At 74.6% G+C, this 15,142-nt stretch carries 10 protein-coding genes; 9 read left to right on the top strand and 1 reads right to left on the bottom strand.

Going from position 1 to position 15,142, the window contains the following annotated elements:
* The first annotated feature begins 31 nt into the window (after positions 1 to 31).
* From ACGFZ2_RS23725 to ACGFZ2_RS23690, 8 genes are all read left to right on the top strand, one after another.
* On the top strand, positions 32 to 1,165 hold the full coding sequence (locus ACGFZ2_RS23725; protein WP_393456933.1) for a phage tail protein: 1,134 nt from the start codon (positions 32 to 34) through the stop codon (positions 1,163 to 1,165).
* Complete coding sequence (locus ACGFZ2_RS23720) at positions 1,162 to 3,090, top strand: phage baseplate assembly protein V (RefSeq protein ID WP_393456930.1); 1,929 nt, start codon at positions 1,162 to 1,164, stop codon at positions 3,088 to 3,090. The genes ACGFZ2_RS23725 and ACGFZ2_RS23720 overlap by 4 nt, the downstream gene beginning before the upstream one ends.
* An 8-nt stretch (positions 3,091 to 3,098) precedes the next feature.
* The gene (locus ACGFZ2_RS23715) at positions 3,099 to 3,527 is read left to right on the top strand and encodes a GPW/gp25 family protein (RefSeq protein WP_393456927.1); all 429 of its coding nucleotides are present in this window, start codon (positions 3,099 to 3,101) and stop codon (positions 3,525 to 3,527) included.
* The gene (locus tag ACGFZ2_RS23710; protein WP_393456924.1) at positions 3,527 to 5,467 is read left to right on the top strand and encodes a putative baseplate assembly protein; all 1,941 of its coding nucleotides are present in this window, start codon (positions 3,527 to 3,529) and stop codon (positions 5,465 to 5,467) included. The genes ACGFZ2_RS23715 and ACGFZ2_RS23710 overlap by 1 nt, the downstream gene beginning before the upstream one ends.
* The gene (locus ACGFZ2_RS23705; protein WP_393456921.1) at positions 5,467 to 6,015 is read left to right on the top strand and encodes a phage tail protein; all 549 of its coding nucleotides are present in this window, start codon (positions 5,467 to 5,469) and stop codon (positions 6,013 to 6,015) included. The genes ACGFZ2_RS23710 and ACGFZ2_RS23705 overlap by 1 nt, the downstream gene beginning before the upstream one ends.
* A 949-nt stretch (positions 6,016 to 6,964) precedes the next feature.
* Positions 6,965 to 8,047, top strand: a complete 1,083-nt coding sequence (locus ACGFZ2_RS23700) for a zinc ribbon domain-containing protein (protein WP_393456918.1) — start codon at positions 6,965 to 6,967, stop codon at positions 8,045 to 8,047.
* 91 nt (positions 8,048 to 8,138) lie between these two features.
* Positions 8,139 to 9,551, top strand: coding sequence for a hypothetical protein (locus tag ACGFZ2_RS23695; RefSeq protein ID WP_393456915.1), 1,413 nt, complete (start codon positions 8,139 to 8,141; stop codon positions 9,549 to 9,551).
* A 13-nt stretch (positions 9,552 to 9,564) separates the two neighbouring features.
* Positions 9,565 to 10,314 carry a hypothetical protein gene (locus ACGFZ2_RS23690; protein WP_393456912.1) on the top strand — a complete coding sequence of 250 codons (750 nt, stop codon included), beginning with the start codon at positions 9,565 to 9,567 and terminating at the stop codon, positions 10,312 to 10,314.
* A gap of 109 nt (positions 10,315 to 10,423) precedes the next feature.
* Here ACGFZ2_RS23690 and ACGFZ2_RS23685 read toward each other — a convergent pair whose 3' ends face one another.
* Positions 10,424 to 14,002, bottom strand: a complete 3,579-nt coding sequence (locus ACGFZ2_RS23685) for a BTAD domain-containing putative transcriptional regulator (protein ID WP_393456909.1) — start codon at positions 14,000 to 14,002, stop codon at positions 10,424 to 10,426.
* A 447-nt stretch (positions 14,003 to 14,449) separates the two neighbouring features.
* Here ACGFZ2_RS23685 and ACGFZ2_RS23680 point away from each other — a divergent pair, with 447 nt between their 5' ends.
* Complete coding sequence (locus ACGFZ2_RS23680; protein WP_393456906.1) at positions 14,450 to 15,076, top strand: LuxR C-terminal-related transcriptional regulator; 627 nt, start codon at positions 14,450 to 14,452, stop codon at positions 15,074 to 15,076.
* Positions 15,077 to 15,142 lie beyond the last annotated feature (66 nt).

The raw sequence follows: 15,142 nt of genomic DNA, 5'->3' as shown, positions 1-15,142 counted from the left end.
CCGCCACAGCGAGACCAGGAACGGAGCAGTGATGAAGACGATCTCCGCGGGACAGCTCGGCGGGATGCTGGGCGACCCGAACCAGACCGCGCAGGGGCTGGCCTCCGGGGGCCTGGCGCAGTTGTTCCGCAGCGGACCCGGGGTCCGGCGGACCGACAAGCTCGGCCTCGCCATGCGGTTCCAGGTGACCATCGGCGGCGTCCAACTCGGCCTCTGGCGCTCCTGCCGGGGCCTGCGGGCCGACTTCAAGCCGGAGGTGGTCCGGGTGAGCGGGGACCACGTCGGCCAGTACCACCTGCCGGGCGAGGTCAGCTACCCGCCGATCGTGCTGGAACGGGCCGTCCACCGGGAGCACTCCGCGCGGTTGCGGCGTTGGCTGGTCGACGTCCTGGGCTCCTGGCGGGACGGCACCGGCGACGACACCCGGACCACCGCCCGGATCACCCTGCTCGACGCCGACGGCAAACCGGTCGACAGTTGGCTGCTCTACGGCGTACGCCCGTCCTCGTGGTCCGGACCGGACCTCTCCGCCGACACCAACCAGGTGGCGGTGGAGCGCCTGGAACTGGTGCACGAGGGCTTCTTCCCCGACCTCCAGGCCCGGGCGGCGACGGCCTCGCTGTCGTCGCCGGCGGACGGCACGGTCACCTTCGCCTACAACCCGACCAAGATGAACATCACCCGATCCTCCCGGGCCAGCCAGCTCGTCGGGCAGGGCAAGGGCCTGGTGATCGCCTCGGACACCGCGCTGCGGGTGTCGGCGGGGGAGGTGCTCCTGGTCGGGCCCGACGTCGCGCAGGACGTGCAGAAGCTGATCGCCTTCTCCGGGACCGAGGACCGGAACGGCACCGCCAGCGAGGCCGCCCTGCCCGATCTCACCTTCACCTGGGGCAAGCTCTCCATGACGGTCAAGCTGAGCACGCTGAACGTCAACCTCACCCGGTTCGACGGGGACGGGCAGCCGATCCGGGCCCAGGCCACCCTGGACCTGGTCGTGTTCAAGGGGGAGATCTTCCCCCGGCAGCCCGGTGCCCCCGCGCCGCCCCGCTCGGTGTGGACCGACCCGGCGCAGTGGCGGCAACGGGCCGCGGCGAGCGGCATCGACGACCCGCTCCGGGCCCAGACCCGTGGCGGGGCAGTGCCGACGCCGGGGGCGCGGCGATGAGCGGCGTCGACCGGCGCCACCTGCTCTGGGGTACGACCGCCCTGCGCCCCCGGGTCACCACCGGCGCGGCCGGTCGGGACCTGCCGGCACCGGTCGCCGCCGGTCTCGTCCGGCTGGTGGTGGACACCCAGCAGTGGCTGCCGGACATGTTCGAGTTGACCTTCGCCGACCTGGACGGTGACGTGCTCACCCGGGCCGGTCTCCAGCTCGGCACGGCGGTGCAGGTCTTCGGCCCCACCCAGGACGGCTCGGCCGAGCACCGGCTGATCAGCGGCGAGGTGACCGCCCTGGAGGGCCGCTTCGTCGACCTCACCGCGTACGTGGTGGTGCGCGGCTACACCCACGACCACCGGTTGCACCGGGTCCGCCGGACCCGTACCTTCCTCAACCAGTCCGACTCCGACATCGCCCGCCAGGTCGCCACCGCCGCCAAGCTCACCGTCGGCACCATCGACGCCACCGGCGGCACGCTGGCCCATCTCGCCCAGGTCGACCAGACCGACTGGGAGTTCCTCACCGGCCGGGCCCGGGAACTCGGCTACGAGGTCGGCGCCGACGGCGACCGGTTCCACTTCCGGCGGGCCACCGCCGCCCGCCGGGCCGGCACCCCGCTGCCGCTGACCTTCCGGGGCAACCTGCGCCGTTTCCTGCCCCGGGTCACCGCCGGCAACCTCGCCCCCGAGGTCGAGGTGCGGGCCTGGGACCCGGTCGCGGCGACGGTGGTCGCCAGCCGTACCGCGACCACCGCCGACGGGGTGGACCTGGGCGCGGGCCGGACCCCGGCCGCTGCCGCCGACGCCTTCGTGCCCCGCGCCGCCCCGGCCCCGCGTGCCGGCAACAGCGCTGTCGGTGACGTCGGGCCGCCCCCGGGCCCCCGGGCGCACGTCCTGGTCGGCCGGGGCCTGCCCGTCCCGGACCGGGCCGACGGCGCGGTCCGGGAGGTGGCGGCGAGCCTGGCGGCCGGCCTCGGTGGCTCGTTCGCCGAGGCCGAGGGGGAGACGCTCGGCGACGCCCGGCTGGTCGCCGGCCGGGCGATCCGGGTGGACGGGGTACCGGCGCCGTTCGCCGGCACCTGGACGCTCAGCGCCGCCCGGCACGTCTTCGACGAGACCACCGACGGGTACCGGACCGAGTTCACCGTCGGCGGCACCCAGGACCGGTCGCTGCTCGGCCTCACCGGCACCGACGACACCGGCGGCGGAGCCGGGGCGGGTCGGATCGACGGGGTGGTCTGCGGGGTGGTCAGCAACGTCCGGGACCCGCGGAACCTGGGCCGGGTGAAGCTCGCCCTGCCCTGGCTGTCGCCGGACCACGAGACCGACTGGGCGCCGGTCGGACAGCTCTTCGCCGGTCCGGTCGCCGGGGCGTTCTTCGTACCCGAGCCGGGCGACCAGGTGCTGGTGGCCTTCGAGTTCGGCGACGTACGCCGCCCGTACGTGCTGGGCAGCCTGCCCAGCCGGCACACCGGGTACGGCCTGGACGGCGCACAGACCTCGTCGACGAAACCGGGCACCAGCGGCGTCAAGTCGGTCGGCCAGACCGGCTCGGTGATCCGGCGCGGGCTGCTCTCGCCGTCCGGCAACCGCCTGGTCTTCCACGACGAGGTACCGCCCGGCGGCAAGGGCCGGCCCACCGCCGCGAACGTGGTCCTCGGCACCAAGGGCGACAAGCTCGCCCTCGCCATGGACCAGGTGACCGGGGAGGTGACCCTGCGCTGCGCCCCCGACCGGCCCGGGAAGCTGGTCATCGAGTGCACCGGGCAGACCGCCGTGGAGATCAAGGCCGGCCCCGGCGGCAGCATGACCCTCGACGGCGGCACCAGCCTGAAGCTCAAGGCCAAGACGGTCGACATCGACGGTACGCAGATCAACATCAGCGGCACCGCGGCGACCGCCATCAAGGGCAAACCCATCCAGCTCAACTGAGGAGTGCCATGCAGGCCGACGTCATCGGCACCGGGTGTGCCTTTCCCCTGCGCGTCCAGCCCCACGGCGGGCTCGCCACGGTCAGCGGGGCCGCCCTGCTCGAGCAGGCGATGCACGTGATCCTGGCGACCTACCCGGGCGAACGCCCGATGCGGCCGGAGTTCGGCTCCCGGCTGCGCGACTTCGTCTTCGAGCCGGCCACCGCCGCGACCCGCCGCGCGGTCGCGGTGGAGATCCGTACCGCGCTGGAACGGTGGGAACCCCGGGCCGAGATCGACGAGGTCGCCGTCACCGACGACCCAGCCGGCGGCGACGGGCTGCTGCACATCGACATCCGCTACCGGGCCCGCGGCACCGAGGATCCGCACAGCCTCCAGCTCGACCTGCGGACGTTGCCCGGTGGCGAGGCCCCGGCCGGGGCGGAGGTGCCGAACTGATGGCGCTGCCCGCCCCCGCCCTCGACGACCGTACCTACGAGGACCTGGTCGCCGACGCGCGTCGGCTGATCGCCGACCGCTGCCCGGAGTGGACCGACCTGCACCCGGCCGACCCCGGCGTGACCCTGATCGAGACCTTCGCGTCCCTGACCGACCAGCTCATCTACCGGCTCAACCGGGTGCCCGACCGGCTCTACGTGAAGTTCCTGGAGCTGATCGGGGTGCGCCTGGTGCCGCCCACCGCAGCCCGGACGTCGTTGACGTTCTGGCTCTCCACGCCGGCCCGGGCCATCCAGGTCGTCCCGGCGGGCACCCGGGCGGTCACCGTCGCCGACGGCGACGACCCGCTGGTCTTCACCACCCTGGCCGACCTCACCGTGCCGCCCTGCGCCCTGACCCGGTTACGCGTCCGCACCGCCGACGGGACCACCGACCAGACCGCCGCCCTGGAACTCGGCGGCCCGGTGGCCGCGTTCTCCGCCGTACCCCGGCCGGGCGACGAACTGCTGGTCGGCCTGGACCGGCCGGTCGGTGGCTGCGCGGTGCGGCTGGAGTTCGAGGGCCGGGTGGACGGCGTCGGGGTCAACCCGCAGCATCCGCCGCTGCGCTGGGAGGCGTGGGTCGCCGACGGCTGGCGGGAGTGCGAGGTCAGCCTGGACGAGACCGGCGCGCTCAACCGGCCCGGGGCGCTCCTGCTGCACGTACCCGAGGGACACCAGGCCACCCTGGTCGACGGCGTCCTCGCCGGCTGGCTGCGCGCCCGGGTGGTGGAGCCCGAGGAGGGCCAGCCGGCCTACCGCGCCACCCCGGTGATCCTCGGCCTGGCCGCCAACACCGTGGGCGGCACCACCGAGGCGGTGCACGCCGACCTGGTCGACGACGAGGAACTCGGCGACTCGGAGGGGGTGCCCGGCCAACGTTTCCCGCTGTCCCGCCGACCGGTGCTGACCAACCTCGGCGACCCGGTGCTCGAGGTCAGCTCCGACGACGGCTGGCAGCCATGGACCCCGGTCCGCCACTTCGCCGCCAGCGGCCCGGACGACCGGCACTTCCTGCTCGACGGGGTGGCCGGGGAGGTCGTGCTCGGCCCGGCGGTCCGGCAGCCCGACGGCACGCTGCGCCGCCACGGTGCCGTGCCGCCCCGGGGCAGTCGGCTGCGGCTGCGCCGCTACGCGGTCGGCGGTGGCAGCCGGGGCAACGTCGCCGCCAGCGCGGTCCGCGCGCTACGCACCAGCGTCCCGTACGTCGCCGGAGTGGACAACCGCCACCCGGCCAGCGGCGGCGTGGACGGCGAGACCCTGGACGAGGCCCGCCGCCGGGGCCCGCTGACGCTGCGCAGCCGGGACCGCGCGGTCACCGCCGAGGACCACGAGGTGCTCGCCCGCGAGGCGGCCCCCGAACTGGCCCGGGTGCGCTGCGTACCGAGCGACGGCGACGGCCCGCCGGTGGCCCGGATCCTGGTGGTGCCGGCGGCCCCGACCGACCGGGGCCGGCTGCGGCTGGAGGACCTGATCCCGGCCGAGGCCAGTCTGACCCGGGTGGCCGAGCGGCTGGACGCCACCCGGCTGATCGGTACCCGGGCGGTCGTCGAGCCGCCCCGCTACCGGGGGGTGACCGTGGTGGCCCGGGTGGTCGCCCGGCCCCGGGTCCGCGTCGACCGGGTCCGCGAGGACGGCCTGGCCGCCCTGTACGGCTTCCTCAGCCCGCTGGCCGGCGGCGGCCCGGACGGGCTGGGCTGGCCCTTCGGCCGCCCGGTGCAGGCCGGGGAACTCTTCGCCGTGCTGCAACGGGTCCGGGGCGTGGAGCTGGTGGAGGACCTGAGGCTGTTCACCGCCAACCCGGTGACCGGGGAACGGGGTGCCGAGGCGGGCCGGGTCGACCTGGAGCCGGACAGCCTCGTCTTCTCCTTCGACCACCAGCTCCGAGTGGAGGAGCACTGATGCGCGGCCTGGTCGACGTGCGGATGCCGTACCCGGTCGCCGGGTTCCTACCCGCCCTGTTGCAGGAGGACGACCTGCTGGTCCGCTGGACAGCGGCCCTGGACCAGGTGGTCGCCCCGGTGGTCTCCACCCTGGACTGCCTCGACGCGTACCTCGATCCGTGGCTGACGCCGCCGGACTTCCTGCTCTGGCTCGGCGAGTGGGTCGGTGCGCACCTGGACGAGAACTGGCCGGTCGAACGGCAGCGCGCAATGGTCGCCAACGCGGCCGCGGCGCACCGGCTACGGGGCACCGCGCGCGGGCTCCGAATGCTGCTGGAGCTGGCCACCGACGGCGAGGTGGAGGTCGTGGACTCGGCCGAGGTCTCCTGGTCGGCCCACCCGCGATCGCACACCGGGCCGGTCCCGCCGGCCCGGCTGCACGTCCGCGTCCGGGCGGCCGAACCCGACCGGGTCGCCCGGTACGCCCTGGAGGAGCTGATCCGCGCGGCCGTGCCGGCCCACGTCGCGACGACCCTGGAGGTGCTCGGCCGTGATCGTCTGTCGTGAGTGCGGCAACCACAACGGTGACGCGGACACCTTCTGCGGTTCCTGTGGGAGCTTCCTCGAGTGGACCGGCGAGAAGACCACGCCGAAGGTCACCGTGGAGCCCGATCCCGAGCCGGAGCCGGAGCAGCGCCTGCGTCCGACCCTGCTGCAACGCATCGCCGGCGTGATCGCGCCGGCCCCGGGCGGTTCCCCGGTCGACCAGGGCGTGGTCCGGGTCTCGGACGGCTCCGCCCGGGGACCGGGGGCCCGTCCCGGGCTGGGCGGTCCCCCGGGGTTGCCCGGTGGAGCCGGCGGGACCCGACCGGGCCCACCCGGCACCGGCCGCCCGGGTGCGCCGCCCGGTCTCCGTCCCGGCCCGCCCGGGGTGTCCCGTCCTGGTCCGCCGGGAGGGGGCGGCCCCGGAACGCCCCCGGGCGTGCGTCCCGGCCCGCCCGGCACCGGCCCGGCGGTTTCACGTCGCCCCGGACCCGGCACCGTCGGCCCGAGGGCGGTGCCGTCGGGGATCCCGGCACCGGGAACCGGTGGCCCAGCGACCCCGGCTGTCCGTCCCGGTCCGCCGGGGACCGGCGGCGCGGGCGTTCCGGGTGTTCGTCCGGGCCCGTCCGGTGCCGGTGGTGGTGTGGTCCCGGGGCTTCGTTCCGCACCGGCTGGCCCGCCGGGCGTGGGCGCGAGGCCGCCGGGTACGGGTGGGCCGCCGCGCCGCCTGCCCCCACCGCCACCGGGGGTGGCCAACGCACGGTTGCCCCGACCGGTCGAGCGCCCCGCCGGCACCCGGCCCGGCGTGCCCGACGGACCACCGTCCGGCCCGGCGCGGCCTGCCTCCGGCGAATCCGGGAGCGCTGGAGGGTCCGGGACCGCTGCCGGGCGTGCCGGGCTGTCCCGGCCGGCCGGATCGGACCCGGAACACGAACCGGTCGACGCGGTCGAGGTGGCCGCCGTCGCGTCGGCCGTGCCAGAACCGGCTGACGGGGCGGACCGGGCCGACGATCCGGACGAGGAGCCCGTCCCGGCGCCGCGTCCCCGGCGCGCGCTCGCCGCGCCGCACACCAGCCCACTGGTGGCGACCGAGGAGGACCCGGCCAGCCAGGCCGGGCGGACGACCACCGGCCGGACGTCCGGGCGGCCCCGTGCCGGGGGTTTGGTCGGCTCCGAACCGGAGGAGGTGACGCCCCAGCCGGTCCGGCCCCGGACGGCCACGACCGGCCGACGCGCTTCCACCCGCCGGCTGGAACCGGGTGACCTGATCTGCGGCGAGTGCGGCGAGGGCAACCCGCCGACCCGCCGGTTCTGCAGCCGCTGCGGCGACTCGCTGCGTACCGCCGAGGTGGTCCGCCGCCGGTGGTGGCAACGGCTACTGCCCCGGCGTGGCCCGAAGGTCGCAGCGGCGGGCACCCGTCCCGGCGCCCCGGGTGGTGGCTCGGGTGGTGGCTCGGGCGGTGGCGTCGTCGGTGTGCTCCATCGCGTCTACCAGCGGGCGAACGCGGTCGCCGCGGTGCTGCTCTTCGCGCTCGGTGTCGCGTACCTGATCTATCCGCCGCTGCGGGAACGGGTGAACGCGGTCGTGGTGCCGCCGGTGCGCGACGCCCGCGCCTGGGTCGACCGGAAGCTCAACCCCCGGTTCGTGGCGGCCCGGCCGGTGGAGGTGACCGGCAGCGCGTCGGTCGCCGAGCACGGCCCGGACCTCACCGTCGACCAGTACCGCAACACGCACTGGCAGGTCCGCTGGGACGCCGAACAGCCGCCCACGGTGACCCTGCGCTTCGGCGCCGAGGTCGACCTGGAACGGCTCATCGTCACCGCCGGGACGGCGGAGGACTACACCGCCTCGCACCGGCCGGCGAAGTTGCACCTGGTCTGGTCCACCAACCGCTCGGACACGCTGACCGTGCAGGACACCGGCGAGCCGCAGACCCTCACGCTGACCGCCGCCAAGGGAGTCACCAGCGTGCAGATCCAGGTCACCGACGTGTACCGGGCGGAGAAGGGCACCGACGTGGCCGTCAGCGAACTCGAGTTCTTCGCCCGGGAGTGACGCTCCCCGGCGGCGCGGTCCACCGCGCCACCACCCCGACCACCCCCGTCGGTCACCCGTCCGGCGGTCCACCTGAGACGGAGGTACGTCCGTGGCAGAGGCAGCCATCGTACTGAACACCACCGCCGGCCTGACCGGGTTCGTCACCGGCCAGGCACGGGGACTGACCGAAGGTCTGTTCCAGGTCACCGGCTTCAACGACGCCCGCTTCGAGAAGGAGATGCCGCTGGACATGCTGGCCTCACCGAACCCACTCGGGGACAAACAGGTCGTCATGGTGCGGGGCAGCCAGTCCGTGGACCACGTGTACTGGCTGCGCTACCTGCGCCGGGGCAAGGTCGGCGTGACCGACCGGAAACGGGTCTGCGTGGAACTGCTGGTGCGGTTCACCACCTTCGACTACGTGCCGAAGGCCGGCCAGCACCTGAAGACCCGCCACCTGGACGCGCTCGCCGACTATCCGATGTGGGGCATCTCGGGACTGAGCATCTCGCTGATGGCCACCGGCCGGGGCCGGAACCCGTTCAACAAGTTCAACGAGGTCGGCAGCCTCGTCTTCGACACCACGCCGATCACCAGCGGGCTGCCGCACTTCCGGATCAACTACCGGGTCCAGCACCAGGCCAAGACCGTCATGGGGGCCACGCTCGCGCTGAACCACAACGACGTCGGCGCGTTCCTGGTGCACAGCAACGGCCTGCTGGAGATCGCCCCCGGTGAGGGGCGTACCGAGAAGCACTTCCGCATCACGCCGCTCAGCGGACGGGTGCACAACCGGCCGAGCCTGATCGGCGCGGCCAACGCCCCGGCCGGCCGGGTGTCCCTGCTCGCCGCCACCCGGATCACCCGGAGCGCCTGGCAGGCCGCGCACGCGCTCGCCGCGCACGAGCACGACAGCCTGCGGGTGATCGGATTCGACCAGCTCAGCGGCCCGGACACGCTCACCGTCGACAGCGCCGCCGCCAACGGGGTGGTGGCCCGGGCGGGCCAGAACGGCCGCCAGGGGGCGATGCGGCTGGAGTACATCCGCAACGGTGCCGTGCTGGGCAGCCAGGTCCGCACCAAGATCAGGGTGCTGCTGCTGCTCCGCTACACCCTGGTCCACTACTTCACCGATCCGGACCAGGCCGGCCACCGCCAGGTCGTCCAGCAGAACGGGGTCCGGTACGCCAGCTTCCAGGATGTGTCGCTCACCGTGCTGGACACCGTGGCGGGGGATCCACTCGTGGTCGGCGAGGACGGGACCAAGTACGACATCAAGGCGATCAAGAACCGCTTCCACGAGACGTCGACCCTGCGGTTCGGCGCACGGGTCGAGGAGGTCAACGGTCAGGTCGGGGCCCAGGTGAAGATCACCTGGCGGGCCCAGCACGCGGGTTCGGTCGGCAAGTCCCAGTCCCACGACGACACCGGCAACTTCCGGCTCGGCGTCGACCAGTCCGGCAATCCGGTGCTGCGCCTGCTCGACGAGGACAGCAACAAGTACTTCACCGTGACGGCCTGACAGGGGAGTCGAGATGACCAACTACCCGGAGACCTTCGACCCCACCGGGCCGGCGAGCCTGGAGGACGCGTACCTCTACCTGAACTGGACGGCGGTGAGCGTCGGCCGGATCCTCGCCGGGCAGCCGGAGACGAGCTGGGAGCTGCTGCCCGGCCTGCTCGGCGAGAACTGGGGCGACCTGGACTGGTACCAGCACAACGAGTGGCTGGCCGACTTCTACGACACCGTCTACCAGTACGCCAGCTCCGTGCCCCCGGTCGAGATCTTCGCCGTGGACGAGCTGGGCGAACCGGCGGCGGACATGGCGCGCGTGATCGACAGGGTGGTGCAGACCTGGACCCTCGCCGCCTACCAGGACCCGGAGGCCGACGAACAGTCCGACGACGAACAGGACCAGTGGTCGGAGCAGGACCAGTGGACCGGGCAGGACCAGTGGGTCGAGCACGACCAGTGGACCACCGGGCGGGAGCAGTGGACGCCCCACGACCACGACACCGGGCTCGACCCGTCCGGCGGCCACCACCCGGCGGCGGAGTACGACCCGACCGCCGTGTTCGACCCGGAGACCGGAACCGCCGACCAGCCGGACCTCACGCGGCAGGAGCCGCTGACCCACGTCGACCCGGACGCCGCCCGGCAGGTCCTCGCCAAGGTGCTCGACGACGAGGTGGACGACCTCTCGGCCGAGGACGAACTGATCCTGGCCACCGTGCTCACCGTCGAGAGGTTCCAGTACCTGGCCCGCGAGTTCGACCTGGTCTGAGGGGGCGCTCCGGGACGCCCGGGTGGACCGCCGACCGGTTTCACCGACCCGCGTCGGCTGATCCCACCGGCCAGCCCCACCGGCTCGGCACCGCGCCGGCCGTCCCGCGTCACCCGACGCCGGGCGGCCGGCCGGCGGGTCGCCACCGGCCGAGGCCGTCGAGCCGGTCGGCCTCCCGCCGGTACGCCGTCTGCTCGGCGGCGGTGAGGCCGGCGACCGGGCCGATCCCGGCGAGCAGCCGCAGGCTGCGCAACCGGCCGAGGAGATGGCCGGTCTCCCGGTGCGTCGCCAGCGCGTCGCGGGCCGTCCGTACCGCCGCCACCGGGTCCCGGCCGCTCAGCGCCTCGGCCCTGGTGACCAGGGCGTGGCCCACCCAGACCCGGTACCCGGCGGCCCGGGCCACCTCCCACGCCTGCCCCGCCACAGCGAGCGCCTCCGTCGGATCGGTCCGTCGGTGCACCTCGGCCAGTCCGATCAGCGATTCCGCCTGTTCACCGTGGGCACCGCTGGCCCGGGCCAGCGCCAGCGCCCGCCGGTGCTCCGTCACCGCGGCGTCGCCGTCTCCCCGCCGCAGGTGCACCATGCCCAGCACGTTGCGGGCGGCGGCCTGCTGGGGCGGGTCGCCGACCAGCTCGGCCAGGGCCAGTGCGGCCTCGGCCAGTTCGGCCGCCCGGACCAGGTCGTCCGCGTGCACGTGCAGCGCGGCCAGTCGCCGCAGGCTCTCCACCTCCGTCGGCCGGTAACCGGTCTCCCGGCTCACCTCCAGGGCCTCGCCGAGGTGGGCCAGGGCATCGTCGTACCGGCCGAGGGCGTACTCGACGTCCCCGAGGTTGCTCAGGCTGATTCCCGTGTTCATCCGCATGCCGGTACGCCGGGTCAGCGCCAGCCCCTGCCGGAAGACCTCCTCGGCCTCGCGTAGCCGACCCATGTCGCGGTAGATGACCCCGAGGTTGCCGAGACTGGTGCTCAACCGCTCGGCTCCGCCGAGCCGTTCGTGGATCTCCACCGCCCGTCGGGTCAGCTCCGCCGCGTCGGCCAGCCGCCCGGCCCGCAGGTGCATCAACCCGCAGGTGCCGTACGCCGCCGCCAGCCCTTCGGGCCAGTCCGCCCGGATGGCCGCGTCGATCATCGCGGTGGCGTGTTCCAGGCCCACCCGGTACTCGCTGCGGCGTAGGTGCAGGCTGGCCAGTCCCAGCCGGCTCGCGGCCTCGCCCGCCTCGTCGCCGGCGGTCTGCGCGGCGCGCAGCGCGTGGGTCGCCGCCAGGAAGCCGTCGCTGTGTGGGCGGAACTGGTAGTACCCGCGCAGCGCGTCGGGGACGCGCCAGGCGGCCGGGTCCGCGTGCTCGGCGGCGTGCGCGACGACCCGGACCAGGTTGCTGCGTTCCGCCTCCAGCCAGGCCATCGCCTCGCCGGCCGAGGCGAACCCCGCCGCGTCGTCGGTGCCGAGGTCCCTGCTCGACGGCAGGCGCACCATCTGCGGGTAGATCGCTGCCGCGGCGGCCTCGGTGCGTCGCTGGCACCAGGCGTAGAGCCGCCGGTTCGCCGCGCGCAGCTTCGGTGCCGGGTCCTCGGCGGTGGCCCGCTCCACCGCGTAGATCCGCAGCAGGTCGTGGAAGGTGTACCGGCCGGTGCGGGGCTGCTGCACCAGGTGCGCGGCGGCGAGCCGGTCCAGCTCCCGCGCGGCCGTGGCCTCGTCGACCGCGGCGACGGCGGCGGCCGCCGGCGCGGTCACGTCCGCCCCGGGAGCCGGCCCGAGCAACCGGAAGAGCCGGCGGGTCGAGGGGGGCAGCGCCGCGTACGACAGGTCGAAGGCCGCCCGAACGGCGGCCTGGTCATCCCCCTCGACCCGCAGCCCGGCGAGCTGGTTGCCGGCGCTGAGCCGGGCGGTGTGCGCGCTGATCGGCCGACCCGGATGGTCGATGAGGTCGGCGGCGGCGATCCGCAGTGCCAGCGGCAACCGGGCGCACACCTCCGCCAGCTCGGCGATCTCGGCCGGGGCGGCGGCCACCTGGTCGGCAGGGATGATCCGGGTCAGCAGGGCGCTGGCCTCGGCCCCGGTGAGCACGTCGAGGGCGATGCGGCGCGCGCCGTCGATCGCGACCAGCCCACTGAGCCGGTCCCGGCTGGTGACCAGTGCCAGGCAGCCGGGGGTGCCGGGCAGCAGCGGTCGGACCTGGTCGGCGCTCGCCGCGTTGTCGAGCACCAGGAGCATCCGGCGGCCGTCGAGCAGGGTACGCAGCAGCGCGGCGGCCTGGCCCGGGTCGACCGGGATCTGCTCGGCCGGCACGCCCAGCGCGTGCAGGAACCCGGCGAGCGCCTCGCCCTCGCGGACCGGGTTGGCCGTCGAGTAGCCCCGCAGGTTGACGTAGAGCTGCCCGTCCGGGAAGTGCTGCCGCACCCGGTGGGCCCAGTGCACCGCCAGAGCGGTCTTGCCCACCCCGGCCATGCCCGTGATCGTGGCGACGACGACCGGCCCGCTGGCGCCGGTCGACGCGGCCAGCAGGGTGTCGAGTGCGGCCATCTGGCTGCTCCGGCCGGTGAAGTGCGCGACGTCGGCCGGCAGTTGGGCCGGCGGCCGGTGGTCGGGCATCCGGGGCGGTGCCGGCTCGACCGGCCGGGGCGGAGCCGAGGCGGCCGTCCCGGCCCGAGGCACGATCACCGGCAGGTCCTGCCGGAGGATGCGTAGCTGCGCCTCGCGCAGTTCCGGGCCGGGCTCCACCCCGAGCTGGTCGGCGAGGCGGTCCCGTAGTTTCCGATGCAGGGTCAGCGCCCGGGCCTGCTGGCCGCAGGCGGCGAGGGCGAGCATCAGTCGGGCGTGCACCTGCTCGTGCAGCGGCTCGTGGCTGGCCACCGCGCTGAGCTCGCGGACCGCCCGGTCCGGCAGGCCCAGCTCCACGGCGAGCGTGGCGTACGTGACGGCGGTGGCGATCCGGCGGCGGTTCAGGGCGGCGGCGGTCGGATGCTGGGCCAGGCCGGGCCCGAGGTCGGTCAGGACCGGTCCCCGCCACAGGGCCAGCGCCTCGGCCAGGCGGTCCAGGCTCGGCAGGTCACCGGCCACACTGCCCTCGGCCCGACCGATCAGGGCGGTGAACCGGGTCAGGTCGAGCTGCCGGGGGCCGACGCGCAGTTGGTAGCCGCCACCGGCGTGCACGATGGTCGTGCCGCCGCCGCTGGTCGCCCCACCGCTCCCGCCCGCCCCGGCAATGCCGTTCGCCCTGCCGCCGCTCGTCCCGCCGCCGGGGTGGGCGAGCGCCCGGCGGAGCCGGGCCACGTAGGTGTGCACCAGGTTCAGGCAGCTGTCCGGCGGATCGTGGCCCCAGAGGACGTCGACGATCTCCTGCCGGGAGACGGTCGTCTCCGGATGCAGGGCGAGCAGACCGAGCAGCATCCGCTGCCGTCCCGAGCCCAGCGCGACCGGCTCCGCGCCCACCCGCAGGGTCAACGGACCGAGCACGCCGATGCGTAGCGACCCCGTCCCGCCGGGCGGCTCCGGGCCGGGTGGCTCCGGGTCGGGCGGGCCGACGGCCTCGGCGATGCGGCGCAGTGACTCCGGGCGGGGAGTGCGTACCCGACCCTGTTCGATGTCCCGTACCGCCCGGACGCTGATCCCCGCCCGACGGGCCAGCTCCTCCTGGGTCAGCCCGGCGCGCAACCGCCGGAGCCTCAGCTCGGCGCCGTTCTCCGCCATCTTCCGGTCCCCTGTTCGCCCCCGCGGCTCGGCCGGCCACCACCGACACGTGATCCTGGCGGTTCGGGGTCAGGTGATCCAGCGAAACCGGCCAGTAACCACAGTGGAGCGTAGACGGACCGAGCACGGAGCGTGGACCATCCGCCCGGGTAACCGTTCTGCCGGTTTCTGCCGGTGCCCGTCCAGCCCGTCGTTGCCCGGACGGGCAACTCCGCAGCTCGACAGGGAGGCGATGGACAGGACCGCCGTCCGGTCGCGTCCAGTGCGCTGCCAGTCCCCGGGCCACCGGGTTCTCTACCGTTTAGGCCGGGTCGGATCACCATCGCCGGCTGGTCCCGCCCGTCACCCGAGACACCGCCACTCCGCGACCCGACGGCCGGCCCGCAACCCGGCGACCGTGTCGCGTACCCCCGATGCTCGTTCGACCCCACAGGCTAAGGAACCGTCATGACCGGACGTGCGCAGGCACACATTCGTACCCCCGACCCGATCTCCACGGCCGGCATCACCGCGGCCCTGCGCGGGCGGATGGAGATCGAGGTCGTCCCCGAGGATCGGATCACCGCCGAGACCGTCGGCGTGGTCGCCGCCGACACGCTCGACCAGGAGGCACTGGACCTGATCCGGGCGGTCCGCCGGCTGGGCTGCCGGCGTTTCGTGCTGGTCGCCGCCGTCGAGTCGGACACGGCCCTGATCCCCGCCGTGGAGCTGGGGGTACGCTCCCTCGCCTCACGGGCCGAGGCGACCAGTCACCGGCTGGCGCAGCTCGTCGTCAGCACCGCCTCCGGGGGTGCCGCGATGCCGCCGGAGGTGCTCGGCCGGCTGGTCAAGCAGGTCACCCGGTTGCAGCAGACGGTGCTCGCCCCGCGCGGCATCGACGTCAACGGGCTGTCCCACCGGGAGAGTCAGGTGCTGCGGCTGGTCGCCGACGGGATGGACACCCGGGAGGTGGCCACCCGGCTCAGCTACTCCGAGCGGACCGTCAAGAACGTGCTGCACGACATCACCACGCGGTTCCAGCTGCGCAACCGCACCCACGCGGTGGCGTACGCGGTGCGCGAGGGCCTGATCTGACTGTGCGTATGGCGCCGTTGGTTCCGAGGGAGCGTCTCCGGCGGTGCCCGGTTGGTGGGGGCCGTA

Source organism: Micromonospora sp. NPDC048063 (assembly GCF_043202855.1).
Lineage (GTDB): Bacteria > Actinomycetota > Actinomycetes > Mycobacteriales > Micromonosporaceae > Micromonospora.
The sequence above is the reverse complement of the archived record's forward strand: the minus strand, read 5'-3'. Positions and strand labels throughout refer to the sequence as shown.

Excerpts from the sequence above, each read along its gene's own strand:
- ACGFZ2_RS23690 (WP_393456912.1), top strand. The coding sequence starts at position 9,565 with ATGACCAACTACCCGGAGACCTTCGACCCCACCGGGCCGGCGAGCCTG.
- ACGFZ2_RS23720 (WP_393456930.1), top strand. The coding sequence starts at position 1,162 with ATGAGCGGCGTCGACCGGCGCCACCTGCTCTGGGGTACGACCGCCCTG.
- ACGFZ2_RS23725 (WP_393456933.1), top strand. The coding sequence starts at position 32 with ATGAAGACGATCTCCGCGGGACAGCTCGGCGGGATGCTGGGCGACCCG.
- ACGFZ2_RS23705 (WP_393456921.1), top strand. The coding sequence starts at position 5,467 with ATGCGCGGCCTGGTCGACGTGCGGATGCCGTACCCGGTCGCCGGGTTC.
- ACGFZ2_RS23710 (WP_393456924.1), top strand. The coding sequence starts at position 3,527 with ATGGCGCTGCCCGCCCCCGCCCTCGACGACCGTACCTACGAGGACCTG.
- ACGFZ2_RS23680 (WP_393456906.1), top strand. The coding sequence starts at position 14,450 with ATGACCGGACGTGCGCAGGCACACATTCGTACCCCCGACCCGATCTCC.
- ACGFZ2_RS23715 (WP_393456927.1), top strand. The coding sequence starts at position 3,099 with ATGCAGGCCGACGTCATCGGCACCGGGTGTGCCTTTCCCCTGCGCGTC.
- ACGFZ2_RS23685 (WP_393456909.1), bottom strand. The coding sequence starts at position 14,002 with ATGGCGGAGAACGGCGCCGAGCTGAGGCTCCGGCGGTTGCGCGCCGGG.